At 35.9% G+C, this 22715-nt stretch carries 21 protein-coding genes; 14 read left to right on the top strand and 7 right to left on the bottom strand.

Annotated elements, in window-relative coordinates; genetic code table 11:
- Positions 1-202 precede the first annotated feature (202 nt).
- The 10 genes from LKL37_RS05680 (at position 203) to LKL37_RS05635 (ending at position 9577) form a co-directional block, all read left to right on the top strand.
- Positions 203-3133, top strand: coding sequence for a reprolysin-like metallopeptidase (locus LKL37_RS05680; protein WP_431609607.1), 2931 nt, complete (start codon positions 203-205; stop codon positions 3131-3133).
- A gap of 189 nt (positions 3134-3322) precedes the next feature.
- Positions 3323-5548: a reprolysin-like metallopeptidase gene (locus tag LKL37_RS05675; protein ID WP_431609606.1), complete on the top strand. Its 2226-nt coding sequence runs from the start codon at positions 3323-3325 to the stop codon at positions 5546-5548.
- 465 nt (positions 5549-6013) lie between these two features.
- A complete protein-coding gene (locus tag LKL37_RS05670) occupies positions 6014-6727 on the top strand; it encodes a hypothetical protein (RefSeq protein WP_431609605.1) in 714 nt (237 codons plus the stop codon).
- Positions 6728-6737: 10 nt separating this feature from the next.
- The gene (locus tag LKL37_RS05665) at positions 6738-7148 is read left to right on the top strand and encodes a hypothetical protein (RefSeq protein ID WP_431609604.1); all 411 of its coding nucleotides are present in this window, start codon (positions 6738-6740) and stop codon (positions 7146-7148) included.
- Positions 7149-7338: 190 nt separating this feature from the next.
- The gene (locus LKL37_RS05660) at positions 7339-7806 is read left to right on the top strand and encodes a nucleoside triphosphate pyrophosphohydrolase family protein (protein ID WP_047374946.1); all 468 of its coding nucleotides are present in this window, start codon (positions 7339-7341) and stop codon (positions 7804-7806) included.
- 3 nt (positions 7807-7809) lie between these two features.
- Positions 7810-8373, top strand: a complete 564-nt coding sequence (locus LKL37_RS05655) for a TlpA family protein disulfide reductase (RefSeq protein WP_431609603.1) — start codon at positions 7810-7812, stop codon at positions 8371-8373.
- A 3-nt stretch (positions 8374-8376) separates the two neighbouring features.
- Positions 8377-8982, top strand: coding sequence for a DUF4230 domain-containing protein (locus LKL37_RS05650; RefSeq protein ID WP_431609602.1), 606 nt, complete (start codon positions 8377-8379; stop codon positions 8980-8982).
- An 11-nt stretch (positions 8983-8993) separates the two neighbouring features.
- On the top strand, positions 8994-9140 hold the full coding sequence (locus LKL37_RS05645; protein ID WP_431609601.1) for a hypothetical protein: 147 nt from the start codon (positions 8994-8996) through the stop codon (positions 9138-9140).
- Positions 9141-9191: 51 nt separating this feature from the next.
- Positions 9192-9323: a hypothetical protein gene (locus LKL37_RS05640; protein WP_431609600.1), complete on the top strand. Its 132-nt coding sequence runs from the start codon at positions 9192-9194 to the stop codon at positions 9321-9323.
- Positions 9324-9394: 71 nt separating this feature from the next.
- The gene (locus LKL37_RS05635) at positions 9395-9577 is read left to right on the top strand and encodes a hypothetical protein (RefSeq protein WP_105702024.1); all 183 of its coding nucleotides are present in this window, start codon (positions 9395-9397) and stop codon (positions 9575-9577) included.
- Between the two features lie 96 nt (positions 9578-9673).
- Here the strand turns inward: LKL37_RS05635 and leuB are convergent, their stop codons facing one another.
- The 4 genes from leuB to LKL37_RS05615 are packed head-to-tail and all read right to left on the bottom strand — an operon-like array spanning position 9674 to position 13985.
- Positions 9674-10798 carry a 3-isopropylmalate dehydrogenase gene (leuB, locus tag LKL37_RS05630; protein ID WP_431609599.1) on the bottom strand — a complete coding sequence of 375 codons (1125 nt, stop codon included), beginning with the start codon at positions 10796-10798 and terminating at the stop codon, positions 9674-9676.
- Positions 10779-11387 (bottom strand): 3-isopropylmalate dehydratase small subunit, encoded by a 609-nt coding sequence (gene leuD, locus LKL37_RS05625; RefSeq protein WP_431609598.1) that lies wholly within the window; start codon positions 11385-11387, stop codon positions 10779-10781. Before leuD ends, leuB begins: the two co-directional genes overlap by 20 nt.
- Positions 11388-11402: 15 nt before the next feature.
- Positions 11403-12791: a 3-isopropylmalate dehydratase large subunit gene (leuC, locus tag LKL37_RS05620; RefSeq protein WP_431609597.1), complete on the bottom strand. Its 1389-nt coding sequence runs from the start codon at positions 12789-12791 to the stop codon at positions 11403-11405.
- Between the two features lie 30 nt (positions 12792-12821).
- The gene (locus tag LKL37_RS05615; protein WP_431609596.1) at positions 12822-13985 is read right to left on the bottom strand and encodes a 2-isopropylmalate synthase; all 1164 of its coding nucleotides are present in this window, start codon (positions 13983-13985) and stop codon (positions 12822-12824) included.
- Positions 13986-14133: 148 nt separating this feature from the next.
- Between LKL37_RS05615 and LKL37_RS05610 the strand changes: the two genes are divergently transcribed.
- Entirely contained in the window at positions 14134-15678 is a 1545-nt protein-coding gene (locus LKL37_RS05610) for a hypothetical protein (RefSeq protein ID WP_431609595.1), read from the top strand.
- 191 nt (positions 15679-15869) lie between these two features.
- Here LKL37_RS05610 and LKL37_RS05605 read toward each other — a convergent pair whose 3' ends face one another.
- Positions 15870-16844, bottom strand: coding sequence for a dipeptidase (locus LKL37_RS05605; protein ID WP_431609594.1), 975 nt, complete (start codon positions 16842-16844; stop codon positions 15870-15872).
- Between the two features lie 22 nt (positions 16845-16866).
- Complete coding sequence (locus LKL37_RS05600; protein ID WP_431609593.1) at positions 16867-18054, bottom strand: DUF4932 domain-containing protein; 1188 nt, start codon at positions 18052-18054, stop codon at positions 16867-16869.
- 91 nt (positions 18055-18145) lie between these two features.
- On the opposite strand from LKL37_RS05600, the gene thrS reads away from it, so the two are divergent.
- Positions 18146-20065 (top strand): threonine--tRNA ligase, encoded by a 1920-nt coding sequence (gene thrS, locus LKL37_RS05595; RefSeq protein ID WP_431609592.1) that lies wholly within the window; start codon positions 18146-18148, stop codon positions 20063-20065.
- A 172-nt stretch (positions 20066-20237) separates the two neighbouring features.
- The gene (gene infC, locus LKL37_RS05590; protein WP_185097810.1) at positions 20238-20738 is read left to right on the top strand and encodes a translation initiation factor IF-3; all 501 of its coding nucleotides are present in this window, start codon (positions 20238-20240) and stop codon (positions 20736-20738) included.
- 145 nt (positions 20739-20883) lie between these two features.
- Here infC and LKL37_RS05585 read toward each other — a convergent pair whose 3' ends face one another.
- Positions 20884-21537, bottom strand: a complete 654-nt coding sequence (locus LKL37_RS05585) for a hypothetical protein (protein ID WP_431609591.1) — start codon at positions 21535-21537, stop codon at positions 20884-20886.
- A 71-nt stretch (positions 21538-21608) separates the two neighbouring features.
- Between LKL37_RS05585 and LKL37_RS05580 the strand changes: the two genes are divergently transcribed.
- Positions 21609-22682, top strand: coding sequence for a resolvase (locus tag LKL37_RS05580; protein ID WP_431609590.1), 1074 nt, complete (start codon positions 21609-21611; stop codon positions 22680-22682).
- Positions 22683-22715 lie beyond the last annotated feature (33 nt).

Below are 22715 nucleotides of genomic sequence, written 5' to 3'. Positions count from 1 at the left end.
AAATAAATATTATATCAAACCATAAGAATGACATATACTTCGGTATGTGTCATTTTTCTTTTAATAAAAGGCTTTTTCAATTATATTCAATGCATCACATAATATATTAAATAGATAGTCTAAAATAATCTTAAAAAATTTTGTTTTCCATAACATATTTTTTATTAGCTTTGATATTCCACAATCAAATTTAATATTTAATATGAAAAAACAATTAACGCTGATTGGAATGCTCCTTATTTCGGGTATTTCTTTCGCACAGACTGACCGTCTTTGGTCTGAAGGTTCCAGAAAAACTTCATCAGAGATTTTTGAAAACAAAACCGGCATCAGCAATCCTAAGGTGTACAACCTGGATATCAACGGATTGAAGAATGTACTGGCAAAAGCTCCCAAAAGACTGGCTACAGGCGAAAAATCAGAACTCATCATCTCTTTTCCGAATTCTGAAGGCAGAATGGAAAATTTTAAAGTGAGGGAGAATTCCAATTTTGCCCCTGAGTTGGCAGCAAAATATCCGGACATCAAATCCTATGTAGGACAAGGTCTGGATGATCCTAATTCCACAGTCTATTTCAGTGTTTCTCCACTAGGACTGTCTTCCATGGAAATTTACGGTGATAAATCTGCGGTTTTCATCGAGCCCTACACAAAAGATCTTTCTTCTTATGTAGTATACAGAAAATCTGACAAAAAAGATGATCTTAACAAGTTTGAATGTACAGTAGTAGATGCTGCTCAGAAAGGAGTTTCCAACTCTGCTCTTGCGGCAAGACCTAATGCTGACGATGCTAAACTAAGAACATTCAGACTGGCGCTATCCTGTACCGGAGAATACACCACTTATTTTGGAGGTACAAAAGCTCAGGCTTTAGCCGCAATGAACACCACAATGACCCGTGTAAACGGTGTTTTTGAAAAAGATTTCGCAGCAAGAATGGTTTTGATCGCCAATAACGATGCTGTTATCTACACCAATGCATCTACAGACCCTTATTCTGCAGCCTCAGGAATGAGCAGTTGGAATTCCCAATTACAAAGTACTTTAACTTCTGTAATTGGTGAAGCTAATTACGACATCGGACACTTATTCGGAGCTTCAGGAGGTGGCGGAAATGCAGGATGTATTGGCTGTATCTGTACCAACGGATCAAAAGGAAGCGGATATACTTCTCCGGCAGATGCTATTCCTTCAGGAGATAATTTTGATATCGACTACGTGGCTCACGAAATGGGACACCAATTTGGTGGAAACCACACCTTCTCTATGAACAACGAAGGAACAGGCGCCAATATGGAACCAGGATCCGGATCGACAATCATGGGGTATGCTGGAATTACCAGCCAGGATATCCAGCCTCATTCTGATGCGTTCTTCCATGCAATAAGCATTCAGCAGATCACTAATAATATTAAAGCTAAAACCTGCTCCGTCAATACCAATACAGGAAACTCAATTCCTACAGCAAGCGCAGGCTTAGACTATACCATTCCAAAAGGAACTCCATTTGTTCTTACTGGTACAGGAACAGATGCTGATGGCGATTCTCTAACCTACATCTGGGAACAAATGGACAATGCTTCTTCTTCTCAGACAGGAGCAAGTTCAGCAGCAAGTGCTACAAAAGCTTCAGGACCTAACTTCAGATCATGGACTCCAACCACTGCACCTGTAAGATATTTCCCAAGAATGGCTTCTGTTTTAACAGGCGCAACCACTACAGCAGGTTCTGAAATTACTGTAGAAGCTCTTTCTTCAGTGGCAAGAACATTAAACTTCAGATTTACCGTTCGTGACAACAAAGCCGGAGGTTCAGGAAACAATTCTGATGATGCTGTAATTACAGTAAATTCAACTGCAGGACCATTCCTGGTAACTTCGCAAAATTCAGCTACAACTTATTCCGGAGGAAGCTCTCAAACAGTTACATGGGATGTAGCAGGAACAACAGCAAATAGCGTGAACACTGCCAACGTAGACATCCTTTGGTCTACAGACAGCGGAAATACATGGACTACTCTATTAGCGGGAACTCCAAATGACGGTTCACAAGCTGTGACTATTCCAAATGCTACTACCACTACAGGAAGAATTATGGTAAAAGGATCGAATCACATTTTCTTTGATGTCAATAATGCTAACATCTCTGTAAATGCAGGTTCAGGAACTCCTGATACAGTGGCTCCTACAGCTCCTACCCTTGTAGCTTCAGGAACTACCGCCACTACAACCAATCTTTCATGGTCAGGTGCTACAGACAATGTAGGAGTTACCGGATATGATGTATATCAAGGCGCTTCATTAATTGGCTCAACAGCCTCTACCACATATACTGTAACAGGACTTTCACCAGCAACTACGTATTCTTTCTCTGTTAAAGCAAAAGATGCAGCAGGAAATGCTTCTGTTTCCAGCAACACCGTAAGTGTTACTACTCTTTCCGGAGGAACTGTTTCATATTGTTCTTCTTCAGCATCCAATACTGCTGATGAAAGAATCGGAAACGTAACATTCGGATCTATTAATAACACATCTACAGGAACAGCCGGGTATGAAAACTTCACTTCAGTTTCTACTAACGTTACAAGAGGAAGTGCTTATACAATTTCCATTACGCCAGTTTGGACTTCTACAAAATATAGCGAAGCATACGCTGTCTATATTGATTACAACGGTGATGGAGACTTCACAGACAGTGGAGAATTAGCATGGACAAAAGCAGGTTCTACAACCAGCCCGGTTACAGGATCTATCACAATCCCGTCTACTGCAACTGTTGGATCTACAAGAATGAGAGTAATGATGAAATATAGCTCAATCCCTACTTCTTCATGTGAAGCCTTTACTTATGGGCAGGTAGAAGATTATACCCTTAATATTGTTTCTTCAGGAAAAGGAGATCTTCAGAATACAAAAGACCTGATCACGGACGTGAAGCTTTATCCAAACCCTGTGAAAGATCAACTTTATATTTCAAATACGACCTCAGAAGATTATAAAATCTTCGATATGGGTGGAAAACTAATTGACTCAGGAAAACTTCAGAGAGGCTCCGTGAATGTAAGCAGTCTTGTGAAAGGTGCTTATATGATTCAAATCGGAGAATCAGCTAAGAGGTTCATTAAAAATTAGTAACTAATAGACTTTTTAAAATTAAACGATGTGAAAACCTGTTCTATGTAGAACAGGTTTTCTATTTTATGAAATTTTATGAAATATTTTTCATCAACCCCAACATTTAAAGGGCATAATGACAAAAAACATGTAAATAACATCTCTCTTCAGGGATTTTTTTATTATTTTTGATGAAAATACATTTGCGTGAAAAAACAATTATTGATGACGGGAATGCTCGCATTGTCGGGTATTTCATTCGCACAGACATATCGTTTATGGACCTCAGGTTCCTCAAAAATATCCTCTCCGATCTTAGAAAGCATGTCACGTTTTGAAAATCCACAGCTTTATCATCTGAATATAAGCGGATTAAAAAATGTATTGGCAAAAGCTCCTAAAAGATTAACAGGGAAATCTGAAACAATTATCTCTTTCCCCAATTCAGCCGGGAAAATGGAAAATTTCAAAGTAACAGAAAATTCTAATTTTGAACCAGAACTGGCTGCTAAATATCCGGATATCAAGTCTTATACTGGAGAAAATATGAAAGATCCGGCTTCAAAGGTTTATTTCAGTATCTCTTCCCTAGGGCTTTCTTCTATGGAAATCTATGGTGACAAATCTGCTGTTTTTATCCAGCCTTATACTAAGGATCTTTCCACTTATATCATCTACAAAAAGTCCGACAGCAAAGACAATCTTAATAAACTCGAATGTAAAGTTTTAGATATAGCCCCAAAAGGAAATCTCAAGACCATATCGAATAAAAATGCAGATGATGCTATATTAAGAACATTCAGACTTGCTCTTTCATGCACAGGAGAATATACCTCTTATTTTGGAGGGACAAAAGCTCAGGCCTTAGCAGCCATGAATAATACAATGACCCGTGTGAATGGTATTTTTGAAAACGATTTTGCAGCGAGAATGATTCTTATTGCCAATAATGATGACATTATTTATACAGACGCCTCTACAGATCCCTATTCTCCGTCTTCACAAATGGATAACTGGAATCTGGAACTTATGAACAATTTGAGCTCTTCCATTGGAAATAACAATTTTGACATAGGACACCTTTTCGGCAGAGATGGCGGAGGCGGTAACGCAGGTTGTATCGGATGTATTTGTGATAATAATATGTCAACCTATGTAGATCAGGGCGTAACCTACCCTAGCGGATATAAAGGAAGCGGATATACCTCTCCGGCAAACGGTATTCCTTCCGGAGATACTTTTGACATCGATTTTGTAGCTCATGAAATGGGACATCAGTTTGGAGGGAACCATACATGGTCATTTGAACCACAATATGGATTAAAACCCGTAGAGCCGGGTTCAGGATCTACAATCATGGGATATGCCGGCGTTACCAATTATGATGTTCAGAAAAACTCTGATCCTTTTTTTCATGCTTTAAGCATTGAACAAATCACCGATAATATCAAAACAAAAACATGCTCTGTAAATACCAATACAGGAAATTCAGTTCCTACAGCAAATGCAGGTCTCGATTATATTATTCCTAAAAGCACTCCTTTCATGCTTACCGGCTCCGGAACTGATGCGGATGGAGATCAGCTTACTTATATCTGGGAACAAATGGACAAAGGAACATCTTCTGAAACAGGAGCTAATTCTGCAGCAAAAGAATCAAAAAATGCCGGTCCAATATTCAGATCATGGACTCCTTCAAGTTCACCTGTAAGATATTTTCCGGTAATGTCTTCCATTTTGGCAGGCGCTCTCAAAACTGCAGGAACAGAAATAGATGTTGAAGCACTTCCTTCTGTAGCCAGAACTTTAAATTTCAGATTTACTGTTCGTGATAACAAAGCCGGAGGTGGAGGCAATAATTCGGATGATACAAAGCTAACTGTGAATCCGGCAGCAGGACCATTTATGATAACATCACAGAACACAGCAGTTTTATATATAAAAGGAAGCTCACAAACGGTTACATGGGATGTAGCAGGAACCACTGCCAATGGTGTGAATACGGCTAATGTAGATATTCTATGGTCAACAGATAATGGCAATACATGGATAACATTACTGACAGCAACTCCTAATGACGGCTCGGAGACCATTACAATTCCTGATACTTTAACCAATTCCGGAAGAATCATGATCAAGGGAAGCAATCACATTTTCTTTGATATAAATAATGCCAATATTTCCGTAAGAACTTCTGAAGACAGGCCAACAGACGGAAATTCGTCCACAGAAATCAAACTGTATCCAAATCCTGTAAAAAGTATTCTTACCCTTACCAATACCAGTAATGAAGAATATAAAATTTACGATATGTCCGGCAGACTTGTAAGCGGAGGAAATCTTGAAAGCGGAACGGTAAATGTAAATAAATTAACCAATGGAACTTATGTAATCCAAATCGCAGGATTTGCAAAACAATTCATTAAAAAATAAAAAGAATACAATTCAAACAATAAGCTGCTCATTCGGGCAGTTTTTTTCATTTATTAATAATGCAAAATACTAACTTAAAAACATTTATTATTAAAATTAATTTCACAATAATTATTTATTTCAAACAAAATAACTAGTATTTAAGTTTTTTAATTTAAATTTATTGCATAACAATATTTTATTGTGCCGTTTACCCAGATTGTATTTAAGGGAGCTCCAGGCCGTTTTTTGACGCCTGATGCAGTTGCTTCTTTTGACTTTATTTTGACATGAATTGGTATTTCATCAATTTACTGCCGGAAAAGTTCATGAGTAAACCCAATTCCAGTTCTGAAATTTTCTTTTATAAGCTGGCAAACAATAATAATATTCATATCACTTAAGATTTCTAAAGAAAAATAATGTTTCAAAAAAGGTACCCCTTCTAATACCTCGATAATTTTAAAATAATTTAAAATTTTTTATATGAAACATTTATTTAAGTACTTCTTTTTTTTAACAATTACTACGCTCTCGGTAGCCTGTAGTTCAGACAATGATGATGTAATAGACATCAATCCTGACATTACCTCTGTATTCTACAAAACGGCTGATGAGCTGGCAGCAAGTTATGACAGCAATAATTCGGTAAGTCAGGCCATCAGAAATCAAGCTTATGATCTTTACAGACGCGGTAAATGGAGTGAGTTGGAATCACTTTTTAAAGCTAATAATTTAAATGGCGGATGGCCGCCTGCTAACGGAGGTTATAATATTGTTGACGATGTTCCTTTACAGGTTGGACAGAAGTTTGACAGGTATAGCGGAGCTGTCGGGAATTATAACGGAACCGGTGTTCCTACTTTAGGCGGAAGTTTTACAAGTCCGATCATCAATGGATATGTGTATACTTTCACACAGAGAGCCTTAAACCAGGCTGAGGACAAGTACGATTTCTATTATGAAATTGATGTATTGAATAATTCTATGCAGTTTAAAACCCAGACAGCAGACGTTATTCCTTGGTTCAGCCAGGCAGGAAAAGGCAAACAGACTATGTGGAAAATTCCTCTTGACATCAACACAGGATATCAGAAAACATGGAATAAACTGGCGGAAGAAGGTTATATAAAAATCACCATTAAGAAAAGTCCAAGCGGAAAATACCCTAACTTAGTAGGCACAGTTATTCAGCCATAAATTAACTCAGATGTATTCAATCTCAGAAAAAATAAAAATCACAGGAAAAGCTTCTGTTGAAAAAAGCACTTTCATCAATGATGAAGCTCTTCCATCAGCAATAACAACTTTCAACTGCAGTAATTGCAATCACAAAAATGCCCTTGAAATTGCACCCTATTCATCTGGATTCCCTATCCTTCAACTGTATCATGAAGATAAAGTGATATCCAAAGATGAATTGTTACAACACGGAATCGCCAACGGAACCTCTCAGAGCATGTTTCATTTTGGAGAATTGACCGTTAATAATATGCCCACTTTATATTTTGGAACAGATTGTTCTTCTTGTCATTCAAAATATCTTTGTGTATTCAGCTATGGAGAAAAACAGCCGGGATTGATGATGCTAACCGTTTCTGGTATCTGGAAATATGAGTAGTTGCAGTAATTGAATAGAATTAAAATATTTCAAAATAAAACCACAATTTTTATAGTTGTGGTTTTATTGATTTTTGCAGATTAAATTTTGTTTTGAAAAATTTTCCATCAATTCTTTATTCACACATTTAGTCCTGTACATTTCACATTTTACAAATCCTTTTCTATCTTTGTGGGAAATAAAAAAATTCATGGATAAAATTGATAGTTTGAACCAAGTAGCAGAATTCCATACTACTTTCAAAGCCCCTATTTTAGATACACCACAAATTCCTTCTCCTGAAAGATGTAACCTGAGAGTAGAACTTTTACAGGAAGAATTAAACGAACTGAAACAAGCCATTGCAGATAACAATATTGTAGAAATTGCTGACGCATTGTGTGATCTTCAGTATGTTTTGAGTGGTGCCGTTCTGGAATTCGGACTTGGCAGCAAATTTGTAGAGCTATTCAACGAAGTTCAGCGCTCCAATATGTCGAAAGCATGTGATAATGAAGAACAGGCAAAGGAAACTGTTGAATTCTACAAAGAGAAGGAAGTAGAATCTTTTTATGAAAAGTCTGGAGAAAAATTCAATGTTTACAGACAGGCTGATCATAAAGTATTAAAAAACAAATACTACTCTCCTGCTGATTTAAAATCAATTATCGAAAAATAAAATATGAAAAAATTTATTACCAATATTGTTGCCTTTTCAAGCTTATTTCTAGCTGCTCAACAGCTTAGCGCTCAAAAAGTAGTGGTAAACAGAGAAGTTGACACACAGAAAGATGGAAAAATGCTTTTAGGAAACCAACTGAAAGAGCAATTTTTAAAAGCTCCTTATGCAGATTGGTATGTAAAAGAGCATGATGAGTATGCTATTGACGAAAAAGCAGTCAGTGAATTAAGAAAAGAGAAAATCGGCACTTATAATATCATTGTTTTCATGGGAACATGGTGTGAAGACAGCCACCGAGATTTTCCAAGACTGATGAAAATATTGGAAGCTGCCAACTATCCGGAAAATAAATTAAATATTATAGCTGTAAACCGTAAGAAAGAATCTCCTACAGGAGACGAAAGTCTTTATAATATTCAGAAAGTTCCTACGATTATCCTGAAAAGATATGGAAAAGAAGTGGGTAGAATTATAGAAATGCCTACTACAGGATATATTGAAAGAGATTTAGTTCAAATTCTGAAAAAGAACGATTCATCTGTCATCAAAGAAATTTTTAAATAGATTTTGAGAAATTATAGAACCATATTATCTTTTGCAGCCGGTGCGGGAGCAATGGTGCTTCTGTTTTTTGGACTGAAGTCTTGCCTTAACCTTGGGAATAAAACTGAAAAGTCGGATTATTATATCCTTACCAATCAGATTTCCAAGATGAACAAGATGGTGGTAATGGAACAGAATACTTCCAGTATGCAGAAAACCAAAATGGGTTATGAAGTTTTTGGGAAAGAAATTTCCAGCAACAGCATTATTACCTATACCAAAACTAATGCTCAGGTTTCTTATGATCTTAACAAAATGAAGATCGAGGTAGATTCTATCAACAAAAAACTGGTGATCACTGAGCTTCCTGATGCTGAAATAAGAATTACACCGAGTGTTGAAATTCAATCTTTGGATGATTCTTTCATTAACAGAATTTCGGAAAAAGATATTAAAAATGTCACTCAGAAAGCTAAGGAAACGGCAGAAAAATCAATTGATCAGAATCAATTAAGAACAGAAGGTCGTAAACAGCTGATGGAAAATCTGAATAATGTTTTCGTTTTAGCCAAGGCTTTAAATTATGAAATAGAGGATAAAACCGGAAAAATTGGTATCTTAGGTCTCTAAGACTTAATACTATGAATCCAAAAGAAAACATTAAAAACAAATCTGAAGCTGAAGAGATTCGGCAAGAATCAGAAAATCCCCAATCATCCCCTAAAAAAGTTGAAAAAGAGGATATTCGAAAGTCTTCCGCCAGCAAATCGGGGAAAACTGGAGGCTGATTAGGAAACATTGGACAATAAGAACACTATTTTCTTTAAAAATATAAACTAATGAATCCTAAAGAAACCACAGAGACTCCACGGAACCAGATTTCGGAAAATGACTTTCCTCAAAAATCACATCCGGAAAAAGAAAAACTTCCTAAGCCAACAATAGCTAAATCCGGAACACGGGGAGGGTAATTGTTTATTATTTTCATCTTTTTGGCAAAGACTTTGAATGATAACACCATATATTATTAAAATTCAAAGTCATGGATAAAAAAGGAAACACCCACAAGAAAGAATCTGCCAACACCGCAGAAACCCAAAAGCAAAATCAGGATTTCCAGGATATTCCTGCAGCTTCGAAAAAGACCAATCCACCTGATATTGATAAAGAAGATATTCAAAAGTCTTCCAAAAATAAATCAGGAAAAACGGATAATACAAAATAACAAAGAGCTGTAAAGGCTTATTGATATTAAAAAAAACGAAAAGTTCCGTCTCATACGAGGCGGAACTTTTCTTTCTAACTATCTAAATGAACTTTTTTATACGATGGTTGATTTTCCGATCTTGATATTTTCAAAATTGTAATAGGACTTTTCGGAATATCTGATATGGTCAGCAATAAAGCTTCCCACTTCACTTGTTGAGTAATACTGTTTGGTATTAAGATCAATGGTAACATACTTGTTTTCAATAGCATGTTCTACAGATTGTCTCAGTTTGTCTGCTGCTGCCTTTAAATTAAGATGATCCAGCATCATTGCTACACTTAAAATAGAAGCAACAGGATTGGCAATTCCTTTTCCTTTCGCCTGTGGATAAGACCCATGAATAGGCTCAAACAAAGCATTCTTCTCTCCTACCGAAGCAGATGGCAGCAACCCGATAGAACCTCCTATTACACTTGCTTCATCTGAAATAATATCACCAAACATATTTTCTGTTAAAATAACATCAAAATGCTTAGGATTAAGAATCAACTGCATGGCAGCATTGTCTACAAACATATAATCAAGTTGTACATCAGGATATTCCAATGCAATTTCCTGGCAGGTTTTCCTCCATAATCTTGAGGTATCCAGAACATTGGCTTTATCAATAAGGGTCAGCTTTTTATTTCTTTTTTGTGCTTCCTGAAATGCCATATGCGCAATTGGAATAATATCTTCACGGCTGTATTTGCAGACATCATAAGCATAAGCTCCTTCCGGATCTGTAAATTTTTCACCAAAATAAATTCCACTTACCAATTCTCTGAAAATCTGGATATCAGCACCTTCAATAATTTCTCTTTTCAAAGGGCTTTTATCAATCAAAGATGCATACGTTTTCAAAGGACGGATATTGGCAAACAATCCCAACTCTTTGCGAAGTTTCAATAATCCCTGTTCAGGTCTTACTTTTGCTTCCGGATTGTTATCAAAAACCGGATCACCAATGGCTCCGAAAAGCACTGCATCGGATTCTTTACAGATTTTCAAAGTTTCTTCAGGCAAAGGATTTCCTGTTTTAAAAATAGCTTCTGCACCTATTAATCCATAATCAAAATGGAATTTGCATTGAAAAACTTCAGCAATAACATCTAATATCTTAATGCTTTCACTGATGATTTCCGGGCCGATCCCATCTCCGGGAAGAACCGCGATTTTAAAATAATTGTTGCTCATTTGCTTTTTGTGTTTTTAATTCAAATTCTGTGATCGTCTGCTTTCTGCTGATTAAAAAATCAATATCATCATAACCGTTTAGCAGGCATATTTTTTTGTAAGAATCAATTTCAAAGGTTTCAGTGGTGTCTTTGAAGCTGATAGACTGTAATTCCACATCAACAGCAATTTCATTGTCGGGATTTTCATTGATTCCTTCTAAAATTTCTTTTAAAAACTCTTCGGAAACTTTTACAGGTAGAAGTCCGTTATTCAGAGCATTTCCTTTGAAGATATCAGCGAAATAACTGGAAACAATTACTTTAAAACCATAATCCGTTAAAGACCATGCTGCGTGTTCGCGACTGCTTCCACAGCCGAAATTATTGCCTGCTACCAGAATCTCACCATCGAATTTAGGATTGTTTAAAACAAAGTCCGGATTCGGTTCTCCTGTATGCATATTGAATCTCCAGTCTCTGAACAGATTTTCTCCAAAACCTTTTCGGTCTATACTTTTCAGGAATCTTGCCGGAATAATCTGGTCTGTATCTATATTTTCTGCCGGCAATGGAACTGCGCGGGATTTTAAAACAACTAATTTTTGCATGTACTTTTAATCTGTTTAGTTTACACTTTCAAAAGCTGAAATTTTACCTTCTATGGCTGCTTTTGCTGCGGTAAGCGGGCTGGCAAGAATTGTTCTTGAACCTTGCCCTTGTCTGCCTTCAAAGTTTCTGTTGGAAGTGGAAACACAATATTCTCCTTCCGGAATTTTATCATCATTCATTGCCAGACATGCTGAACATCCCGGCTGACGGATCTGAAATCCTGCGTCACTGAATATTTTATCCAACCCTTCCTCATAAATCTGCTTAACAACCTGTTGAGATCCGGGAACAATCAGTGCTTTTACAGCCTCCGATTTGCTTTTCCCTTTAATATACTGAGCTGCAGAACGGAAATCTTCTATTCTTGCATTGGTACAGCTTCCTATGAAAACATAATTAACCTTGATACTGTTAACTGTCTGTCCGGCTTCCAGCCCCATATATTTCAATGCTTTTTCTTCAGATTCATTCTGAGGCACCGGAATAACTTCACGGATTGAAATACCCATTCCGGGGTTGGTACCGTATGTAATCATTGGGTAGATATCTGAAGCATCAAAGCTCAGTTCCTGATCAAAAGCTGCTCCTTCATCTGTTTTCAACGTTTTCCAATAAGCTACTTTTTCATTCCAGTCTTCTCCCTCCGGAGCAAATTTTCTTCCCTGTACGTATTCAAAAGTGGTTTCGTCAGGAGCAATCATTCCACCTCTGGCACCCATTTCAATACTCATATTGCAGACTGTCATTCTTCCTTCCATTGACATTTCTTCAAACACATTTCCTGCATATTCACAGAAATACCCTGTTCCTCCGTCTGTACCTATTTTTGAAATGATATAAAGAATAACATCTTTAGGCTGAACATTTTCATTCAATTTACCACTGACTGTAATTCTCATTGATTTTGGCTTATTCAACAGCAGGCACTGGCTCGCAAATACCTGCGCAACCTGACTGGTTCCGATACCAAAAGCAATAGATCCAAATGCACCATGCGTAGAAGTGTGGCTGTCACCACAAACAATACTCATTCCCGGCTGGGTAATCCCTAATTCAGGAGCGATGATATGAACAATTCCCTGATACTGATGTCCCAGTCCAAAAAGTTCAATATTGTTTTTCTTACAGTTTTCTGTAAGCTGTTCTACCTGATTTCTTGAAAGTTCATCTCTAATCGGCTGTTCCTGATGCAAAGTAGGAACATTGTGATCCGCAGTGGCTACAATCTGTTCCGGTCTGAATATTTCCAGGTTTCTGGATTCAAGTTCTGCAAAAGCCTGAGGGCTGGTTACCTCATGGATAAGATGTTTGTCTATATAAATGATCTGAGGTCCGTCAGGAATGGTTTCTACCACGTGAGCGTCCCAAACTTTATCAAAAAGTGTCTTTTTACTGTTGTTCATTGTTTACTTTATCTTGATTCTACATCAAACCTATCCTATTTTTCTGCTGAAAGAATCCATCATCATGCTTAGATCATCGTTCCCTATTTCTTTTTTAAGGTCAGCAATTTTCAAAAACTCCTGATAGAGAAAATCAAGCTCATTCTTGGTCACCTCATAGCCAATATGCTTAAAACGGTAAGCCAATGCTGATCGTCCGCTTCTGGCAGTAAGAATAATTGAAGATGCATTTACACCTACTTCCGCAGGATCAATGATTTCGTAAGTTTCTCTGTTTTTAATGACACCATCCTGATGAATTCCTGAGCTATGAGCAAAGGCATTAGCCCCTACAATAGCTTTGTTGGGCTGTACAGACATTCCCATCAAATCAGAAACCATTGTACTCATTTCATTCAGCATTCTGGAGTTCACATTGGTATGCAGATTCAGGTCTTTATGCTGTTTTAAAATCATGACAACTTCTTCCAAAGCCGTATTACCAGCTCTTTCTCCCAATCCGTTGATGGTGCATTCAATCTGGCGGGCACCGTTGATGGCTCCGGCAATAGAATTGGCAGTAGCCAGTCCAAGATCATTATGACAATGGCATGACAGCACTGCTTTTTCAATTCCTTTTACATTTTCCCGCAGATATTTTATTTTCTGGCCATACTCTTCCGGCAGGCAATAGCCAGTGGTATCAGGAATATTCAAAACGGTGGCTCCTGCTTTGATAACCGCTTCACATACTCTTGCCAAATATTCATTGTCTGTCCTCCCAGCATCTTCAGCATAAAACTCTACGTCTTCCACATATGCTTTCGCATATCTTACAGCATCAGCAGCTCTTTCAATAATATCTTCTCTTGTAGAGTTGAATTTGTATTTAATATGAGAATCAGAAGTTCCGATTCCTGTATGTATTCTAGGTCTTCTTGCAAACCTCAGTGCTTCTGCGGCAGCATCAATATCTTTTTTGTTCGCTCTTGTCAGTCCGCATACCTTCGCATTTTTCACCAGTTTTGAAATTTCTGAAACCGATTCAAAATCTCCAGGGCTGGAAATTGGAAATCCTGCTTCAATGATATCAATCCCCAGCCCATCAAGTTTTTCTGCAATAATCAGTTTTTGCTCCGTATTCAATTTGCATCCCGGAACTTGCTCCCCATCTCTCAGTGTCGTATCAAAAATTTCAATTTTTTCGGAATTCATAAGTGAAGTTTTTTACTTAATTTTGGCTCAAAACTACAGCTTGCAATATTTTTACATTTTCACTTTTTCTGAAAATTACAATATTCAACAGTTGAAAAAACAATCGTATTCACTTATTAATCAGAATTTTAATTTATAAAAATTTACAATGGCAGAATTGCAGAAAGATTTTTTGTTTGTATTGGTAAAGTCATTGACCACCTCTGAAAAACGACAATTTAAGTTGTATGTAAACCGTCTCGGAATTAATGTAGATGCCAAATTTCTATTGTTATTTTCCGAAATGGACAAGATGAAGGAATATGATGAAAGTATTATCATTGAGAAAAAAATTTCCACAAAACAGCAGCTTTCTAACCTTAAGGCACATCTTTACAAACAGATTCTGGTAAGTTTACGTATGAACCCGAGTCATCAGAACTACAGAATCCAACTTCGGGAACAGTTAGATTTTGCCAATATTCTCTATCAGAAAGGGCTTTATAAGCAGGCATTAAAGATATTAGACAAAACCAAGCAAACTGCATTGGAATTGGATGAAAAAAGTATCGCTTCGGAAATTATAGATCTTGAAAAAGTGATTGAATCACAATTCATTACCCGAAGCATTGAAGGCCGTGCCGAAGAACTCATCAAGCAGTCTCAGGAGATAAGCAAACAGAACCGCTATACTACAAAATTATCTAATCTATCGCTGAAATTATACAGTGAAATGCTTACCCATGGCTATGTGAAAAATGACGCAGACCGACAGGAAGTAATGGATGTTTTCAATGCTCAGATTAAAAATATAAACCCCGAAAAGCTGAATTTCACGGAAAAACTTTGGTATTACAAAGCTCATGTCTGGAAAAACCAACTTTTACAGGACTACAAATACACATTAAAATATGCCTATCAGTGGGTAGATCTTTTTCATAAAAAGCCTGAAATGATCTACAGCCACCCGGTCTGGTATATTAAAGGAAATACTTACCTTCTGAAAATCCTGTTTTTATATGGAAATATTGATATTCTGGAGGAGCATTTTGAGAATTTCAATAAAATGGTACATGCAGAGAATTTTGTTCAGAATGAGAATCTTCAGTCTCTTATTTTCCTCACCCAGTATAATACATTGATGAATATTCACTTTGTAAAAGGAGAATTCTTTACAGGAACCAAGCTCATCCCTGAGGTAGAATTAAAAATGGACAGGCTCCGAGAAAGAATTGACGAACACCATTTTATGATTCTCTACCTTAAAATGGCGGCTATGTTCTTCGGCAGTAAGATGTTTGAAAAGTCTATAGAGTATTCTATGAGGGTAATAGAATCTAAAGGAAATGTACAGGAAGACCTGCTGTTTCATACCAGAATTCTGATCTTAATGGCCAAATATGAGTCAGGAAACGATGAAGATTATGATGAATTTACAGCCTCTACTTTAAAATTTGCCAAGAAAATGAAAAAACCGGAAGAGTTCCATTTTGAGAGTATCCAGTTTTTTAAGAACCTTAATAACCAGGTACTGGATCAGAGGCAGAAAGCATTTGAAAGTTTTGATAAAAAGCTGGAAGAATTTTCTGAAAATGAATATTACAGAAGGTCATTATTTTATATTGATATTCATGGATGGATTAAATCTAAGGTCCAGAATGTAGATGTAATTGAGATCATCAAGCAGAAAGTAAAGTATAAAAGAAAACATTAAATAAAATTATATAAAATTTACTATTACAATAAACTACGATATGTCATTTAATGTAAAATAGAACATTGAAAACAGCTAATTTATTTTAAAAAATAATCTCTCGCTGATTGAGCAATTAAGCAGAACTTTCTATGTATATCTGGTGAAATCAGCTGAATCTGCGAGAGAATAAAATGACCTTAAATTCTGTTTTATTTATACATATCTTCTATAAATTTCAGAGCATTTTTATGGCTGATCTTTTCTACCAGTTCAGCCGAAAAACGTTTTTCAATTTCTTTATTGATCGCATTAAAAGCAGATGCATCATCATATCCTTCAAAGAAAAAAGGATAACGGGATTTATCAGGATGGTTTTTGCAAAAGAAAAAATCAGCACCATAAGCTATGGTATCTTCCGCTCCTAAATCAAGACCGTACTGAATATGTTCATATAACATCTCCGGATTTTTCTCATCAATACAGTTGCGGATAAAATTGAGTCCTATTAGTCCTTTTCTTTTAATAACTTCTTTTGCCAGTTCATCAGGAAGGTTTCTTTTTTTGTCATGTACTTGTCTATAATTAGAATGACTTGCCAAAATAGGAATCTTGTAGTTTCTTTGATCTGTATAATTAAGAATTCCATAAGCAAGCTGATCACTGGTATGAGCCAGATCAATAGCGATATTCTTTTCTGAAATATAATCAAGCAGAACTTTCCCGTCGTCTTTAAGTCCTATATCAGAATAGTTTCCTCCCCCAAAGCGGTTTTCAGTATGATGGGTTATTCCCAGGTAAAGAATTCGCTGTGTTTTTTCGATGATCGCTTCCAGATTTTTAAAACCTGATTCCAGAGTATCATCTTCGCCACAAAAGCCGGATGCATTTTCAATAGAAGCAATAACCCCTACTTTGTCTGTGTTCTCAGGATTCTTATAGTTTTCTCCATCAAATAAGAAAAAACTTTCATTTTGTACGAGATCTGAAAATATTTCGCTCTGTTTTGTTCCATAAACAGTACTATTGGCACCTGTTCCTGAATATATAGCCATAACCTGAAGCTTTACATTTCCTTCTTTTAAATAAGGAAGTGAGCAGCCAAGCTCTTTATCATCAATTAATGAGCCCGGTTCCAGTAAATAGCATAATAAATCGCAATGCAGATCAATATTTATCGTATTCATTGTATTGTAATATTGGAGTTTTTTATTTCTTTATTTTGTTCAGTTCATCATTGATAAATTCCACAGAACTGTTTTCAAAAACTTCAAGCAGTTTCGGTGCGAAAGCTCCGAATGTTTTATATTTTTTTCTGTTAGAATTGTATTCTTTTACTTTTTCTTCTAATAAAGGGATAAAAATGAAATTATTTTTCAGATGATATTCCCGAAGTCTTTTTACCCTTTCCTGATCTTTTTGAATTCTAGCAGTTTCAATTTCGCCTAATCTTACCAAATGTTCAGCAACGCAGGTCTGATAATCTCCATAACCTCCTGTTTTGATCATGGTTTCTTTTAGTTTTGATTTTTCAAATAAGTCTTTAAATTTTGTAAGCTTATCTGTGTTTTGATAGACTTCTTTATTAACAAAGGAATGCCCAAATTCATGAACACTTAAAAATCTGGCCTGAAACTGATTGTCATACCCAAATTCTCCCGGTTTCTGTACCCTCACAAAAGGACTTGCAATCTCATAAATATTCTGTTTTCCAGATGGTAATGTAACATTGGTACCAATTCCTCTTCCTTCATTATCTTCAATAGGCCACATCATCATAGGAGAAATAATGATCGTATATGTATTAAAACTTTCACCATAAAATTGTTCCATGGCTTTTGTAAATCCGTCAGGAATCTGTTTGGTGTATTCTGTTATTCCACCATTATAAAAGGTTTGGTTCTCTTTAAAAAACTGCCCGATATTCTCCTGAATGTAGAATTTTGAAAGTGCTGAAAGATAATTTTTAATTAAATCGGTTGCTTCTTTGTTCTGTTCTTTTGTAAGATTATTGTTTTCAAAGTGATATTCATTAATCCATTTCACATCCGGAAATTCTTTATGATACATCAGAGGTTTCATCATTACATCATTTCCGACACCATATTTTTCCATTAAAATATCATTGAGTTTTGCGGTAGAAACAGTAATGTCTGAGTTTTTCAAATGGCTGTATTTCTGTAAAGCATTTCTAACAATCGGCTGATAAACAGAACATTCTTTTATCTTATAAATTTCAAAATCCTTATTATTCTTTTGGTGCTCTGCAGACAGTATTTCTGCAAGAAAATAAGTCTCAATATTTCTATTGTAAGTAACAGAAAATGTGGATGTACTTTTCTGCGAAAAACAGAATGTGGCACTCAATGAGACAAAAACCACGAATAACTTTTTCATTTTAATATTAATTCTCATTCTAAATATAGGCTAATATAGTATTTTATCTAAAAATTCCGTATTTTTGCATCTTAAAATTTCTTAGTAAACAATGATAAAAATTACACTTCCAGACAATAGTGTCAAAGAATTCGAAGGAGCAGTAACTCCTCTAGATGTGGCAAAATCTATAAGCGAGGGATTGGCTAGAAACACCATTTCCGCAATTGTTAATGATCAACAAGTAGAAACGACCACACCTATAACCACGGATTCAACGGTACAGCTTTTGACCTGGAATGATGATCTTGGAAAGAAAGCTTTCTGGCATTCTTCTGCCCACCTTTTGGCACAGGCAATCCTTGAGTTTTATCCTAATGCTAAGTTGACGATCGGTCCTGCCATTGAAAGCGGTTTCTACTATGATGTAGATTTCGGGGATGAAAGCTTATCTGAAAAAGATTTTGAAAAGATTGAGAAAAAGATCTTAGAAAACGCAAAGAAAGGTTCTACCTTCTCTCTTTATCCGGTTTCTAAAGAAGATGCTTTAAAAACATATGCAGATAACCCTTACAAAGTGGAATTGATCTCTAATCTTAATGACGGAGAAATCACTTTTGTAACGCACGATAACTTCACAGACTTATGTCGTGGTGGTCACATTCCGAATACAGGAATTGTAAAAGCGGTTAAAATTTTAAATGCAGCAGGAGCTTACTGGAGAGGAAATGAAAAAAATCCTCAGTTAACAAGAGTATATGGTATTTCTTTCCCAAAACAGAAAGATCTTACTGAATATCTTGAAAGATTAGAAGAAGCTAAAAGAAGAGACCACAGAAAATTAGGTAAAGAACTTGGAATTTTTGCATTCTCTGAAAAAGTAGGTGCCGGTTTACCACTTTGGCTGCCAAAAGGTACTGCTTTAAGAAGAAAATTGGAGAATTTCCTTTCTGATGCTCAGAAAAAAGGAGGTTATGAATTTGTAATGTCTCCACACATCGGTGCAAAAGAACTTTATGTAACTTCAGGACACTGGGATAAATATGGGGAAGACAGCTTCCAGCCGATTAAAACTCCGAATGAAGGAGAAGAATTCTTGCTGAAGCCAATGAACTGTCCCCACCACTGTGAAATTTATAAAACTTCACAATGGAGCTACAGAGATTTGCCAAAAAGATATGCAGAATTCGGTACTGTGTACAGATATGAGCAAAGTGGAGAACTTCACGGATTAACGAGAGTTCGTGGATTTACTCAGGATGATGCTCACCTTTTCTGTACTCCGGATCAGCTTTCTGAAGAATTTGAAAAAGTAATTGACCTTACGCTTTATGTTTTCAAGTCTTTAGGTTTTGAAGATTTTGTCACTCAGGTATCATTAAGAGATCCTGAAAACAAACAAAAGTATATCGGTTCTGATGAGAATTGGGAGAAAGCAGAAAGCGCGATCATCAATGCAGCTCAGAAGAAAGGTTTAAAAACGGTAGTAGAATACGGAGAAGCAGCATTCTATGGTCCTAAGCTTGACTTCATGGTGAAAGATGCTTTAGGAAGAAAATGGCAGCTTGGAACTATCCAGGTGGATTATAACTTACCGGAAAGATTTGATCTTCATTATATCGGAAACGATAACGAAAAACACAGACCAGTAATGATCCACAGAGCACCATTTGGTTCTATGGAGCGTTTCATCGCTATTTTGCTGGAAAACACAGCTGGTGATTTCCCATTATGGCTGAGCCCGGAGCAGTTTATTATTCTACCGATCAGTGAAAAATACGTAGATTATTCAAAAAAAGTTTCACAATTTTTGGAAAATCACGATATTAGCGGTCAGATTGACGACAGAAACGAGAAGACAGGTAAAAAGATCCGTGATGCTGAATTGAATAAGATTCCTTTCATGCTTGTAGTAGGAGAAAATGAAGAAAAAGAAGGCACGATTTCTGTAAGAAGACGTGGAGAAGGAGATCTTGGAGTGATGAAGATGGAGGATTTCGTTGCTTACTTTAAAAAGGAGGCAGCAATATAAATTTTAAATTAAAAGGTTGAAGGATTCAAAAATTAAAGAATTAATGGAATCTTTCAATTTTAAATATTTAAATCAATTAAATTAAGTAATTAACCAATAAAATTATAATACAATAGCACAAAGATTTAACAACAGGGGCCCACAAAGACGTCCGGTACAAGAGGACTTACACTTGATCAACGATAAAATTCGTGTGAGAGAGCTTCGTTTGGTGGGCGATAACGTAGAGCCAGGAATTTATCCAATTGACAAAGCAAGACAGATTGCTGCAGATCAGGAATTGGATTTAGTAGTAATTTCTGATAAAGCAGAACCTTTTATTGCAAGAATATTAGAATATAAAAAATTCTTATATGAGCAAAAGAAAAAACAAAAGGAACTTAAAGCTAAGCAGGTAAAAGTGGTAGTAAAAGAGATCCGTTTCGGACCTCAGACAGATGATCACGATTACGAATTCAAGAAGAAGCATGCTGAAAAATTCCTTGAAGAAGGTTCTAAATTAAAAACCTACGTATTTTTTAAAGGACGTTCGATTATCTTTAAAGACCAGGGAGAAATTTTGCTTTTAAAACTTGCTCAGGAACTAGAGCATGTAGGTAAAGTAGATCAACTTCCTAAACTTGAAGGAAAGAGGATGATTATGATGATGAGTCCTAAAAAACCAGCAAAATAATTAAGTCATTATTTTACATATAAACCTCAAAGTAATTTGAGGTTTTTTTTATTATAAAATTTTCAATAAAACTGTAAAAATCGTTGATCCGGACTACTCTACTGTCTGAATCAACGATCAATATTCTCATAGCAATTAAGAGAATCTATCCTTCGAAATTACCGCAATCATGCTCTGTAAAAAGTTCCAAAGCTATTGGGGTTGTGAAATAGGTGGATATTCTCTTGCCTTTCATTTCCAGTTTCTGACCTTCTATAACAAGTTCGTAAACGGGAGCTTTATCTATTTGGGTTAAAATATAAGTCCGTTCTGGTGTTTTGAAAATAGTTTTATTTCCTTCTATAGAATATGAAAAATCATGGATTTCAAAGGTATCTTTTTCATCACAGACATTGGCCCATCTTATTTCCTTCTTTGTGATGGACAAACTTGTTAAGTCACAGGAATAACAATTCCCCGAGAATTCTATACCATATTTCTCATACACATTTGTGCTTTTACCATTCAATACATCAATAGGAACTAACAATGTAAAATCAACGGGTATTTCTAATTTTGATATATCCTTTTTTTCCGGATCAGTTTTAGAAACCGAAGCGGGAGCTGTTTTTACATCTGGAGAAGCGTTTTTCTCCACTTTTTTTTCTGTAGCAGGTGAGCAGGAAGTTAACAATACGATCACAATTGAAAGGCTGGTTATTACGTTTTTCATCTTTTTAAAATAATCTATAATACTTGGTTTATCGTTTTGTAAAATTGTCCAAATTCTATCGTTCAATATATCCCTGTTTTCAGCCATTTATTCCCTATATCAGGTAGTTTTGTTGGCTGCAGGCCTGAATACTGATACATTTGCCCAAAATATAGAAAATGAAAATACTCAATCAAATCGTTATATCATCTATGGTTGTTTTTGTGGGATGCAATCAACAGAACAAAACATCAGAAACAAACAAGGCAGAAACTGAAGTTAAGCAAAAATTGATAACACTTGCTGATTTCAAGAAAATAAAAGGAGTAGATAATGTTCAGGAAGTGCCGTTTCAATTATTTACCAAGCTGGATTCTGTTCAGTTTTTTGTTGCTCCGAATAAAGATGCCACTCATCTGAAAGTAGCTTACAATAAGTTCGATAATTATTATGGATTTGAAGAGTTTGAAGACTACTACTCTATTCATTACAGCATTAATAACAATATTTCGAACAGCATTGAAGCTTTTGTTTTGAAGTCAGAATTCACAGCGGCATTTGAACTGACTTTAAAAGGTGTTGATCTTTATGAAATCAGAAGCAGCACATTTAAAAAGTCTGATGATTTTAAGAATAAATCTTTTAAGAAGTTTGGAACTATTACTGAAATTTCAGAACAGGAATTTAAGGCCAACTCAAAAAACCGAATCGGTGAAGCATTGATAAAAAACCCGAATATACAACTGCAGGATGACAATTGGGTATACATAGAAAATGGAAGAAAAGAGGTTATTACACAACATGAAAACATCTCTACAGAGACAGGACCGCTTGCTAATGAATATGTAGGACGGTCACCTTACTTAAATCTGGAGGTTTTCAAAGAAAACTCTGATGAAGTTGCAGGTTCTTTCTATTCTTTTTACAATATAAAAAATGCAGTTATGTTTGAATTGGGTACAGAGGGCTACCCACAAATCCTTCCTACTAAGGGCTGGGTTACCTCTGTCTCTTCCAATAATGATGTGGGGAGTAATTTTGTAATCTCCCAATATTTACCACAAACTAAAAGACAGGAGAACCTTTTATATACAAATTTCACCAACTTCAAAATAGCCGATGAAAAAAAAGCATTCTGGACAGATAATGAAACCTTTTATGCAGAAGTTTATCCACTCAATTCTGCTTCAGCCAATGGTAAAAAGCAGAAAACAGCTTATATAAAGATCCAGTTGAAGGCGGATTTGTTTTAACCTATTAATAAGATAAAAAACCCCTGAAATCAG

Origin of the sequence: Chryseobacterium sp. 'Rf worker isolate 10', assembly GCF_050753305.1 — a bacterium.
GTDB lineage: Bacteria > Bacteroidota > Bacteroidia > Flavobacteriales > Weeksellaceae > Chryseobacterium.
Note: the sequence above shows the minus strand (reverse complement) of the source record. Positions and strands in the feature narration are given on the sequence as shown.

Coding starts and splice junctions, on each gene's coding strand:
- leuB (WP_431609599.1), bottom strand. CDS start 10,798: ATGAGCAACAATTATTTTAAAATCGCGGTTCTTCCCGGAGATGGGATC.
- thrS (WP_431609592.1), top strand. CDS start 18,146: ATGATAAAAATTACACTTCCAGACAATAGTGTCAAAGAATTCGAAGGA.
- LKL37_RS05640 (WP_431609600.1), top strand. CDS start 9,192: ATGAATCCTAAAGAAACCACAGAGACTCCACGGAACCAGATTTCGGAA.
- LKL37_RS05600 (WP_431609593.1), bottom strand. CDS start 18,054: ATGAAAAAGTTATTCGTGGTTTTTGTCTCATTGAGTGCCACATTCTGT.
- LKL37_RS05670 (WP_431609605.1), top strand. CDS start 6,014: ATGAAACATTTATTTAAGTACTTCTTTTTTTTAACAATTACTACGCTC.
- LKL37_RS05605 (WP_431609594.1), bottom strand. CDS start 16,844: ATGAATACGATAAATATTGATCTGCATTGCGATTTATTATGCTATTTA.
- LKL37_RS05645 (WP_431609601.1), top strand. CDS start 8,994: ATGAATCCAAAAGAAAACATTAAAAACAAATCTGAAGCTGAAGAGATT.
- LKL37_RS05635 (WP_105702024.1), top strand. CDS start 9,395: ATGGATAAAAAAGGAAACACCCACAAGAAAGAATCTGCCAACACCGCA.
- LKL37_RS05580 (WP_431609590.1), top strand. CDS start 21,609: ATGAAAATACTCAATCAAATCGTTATATCATCTATGGTTGTTTTTGTG.
- LKL37_RS05665 (WP_431609604.1), top strand. CDS start 6,738: ATGTATTCAATCTCAGAAAAAATAAAAATCACAGGAAAAGCTTCTGTT.
- leuD (WP_431609598.1), bottom strand. CDS start 11,387: ATGCAAAAATTAGTTGTTTTAAAATCCCGCGCAGTTCCATTGCCGGCA.
- LKL37_RS05660 (WP_047374946.1), top strand. CDS start 7,339: ATGGATAAAATTGATAGTTTGAACCAAGTAGCAGAATTCCATACTACT.
- LKL37_RS05680 (WP_431609607.1), top strand. CDS start 203: ATGAAAAAACAATTAACGCTGATTGGAATGCTCCTTATTTCGGGTATT.
- LKL37_RS05615 (WP_431609596.1), bottom strand. CDS start 13,985: ATGAATTCCGAAAAAATTGAAATTTTTGATACGACACTGAGAGATGGG.
- leuC (WP_431609597.1), bottom strand. CDS start 12,791: ATGAACAACAGTAAAAAGACACTTTTTGATAAAGTTTGGGACGCTCAC.
- LKL37_RS05655 (WP_431609603.1), top strand. CDS start 7,810: ATGAAAAAATTTATTACCAATATTGTTGCCTTTTCAAGCTTATTTCTA.
- LKL37_RS05610 (WP_431609595.1), top strand. CDS start 14,134: ATGGCAGAATTGCAGAAAGATTTTTTGTTTGTATTGGTAAAGTCATTG.
- LKL37_RS05585 (WP_431609591.1), bottom strand. CDS start 21,537: ATGGCTGAAAACAGGGATATATTGAACGATAGAATTTGGACAATTTTA.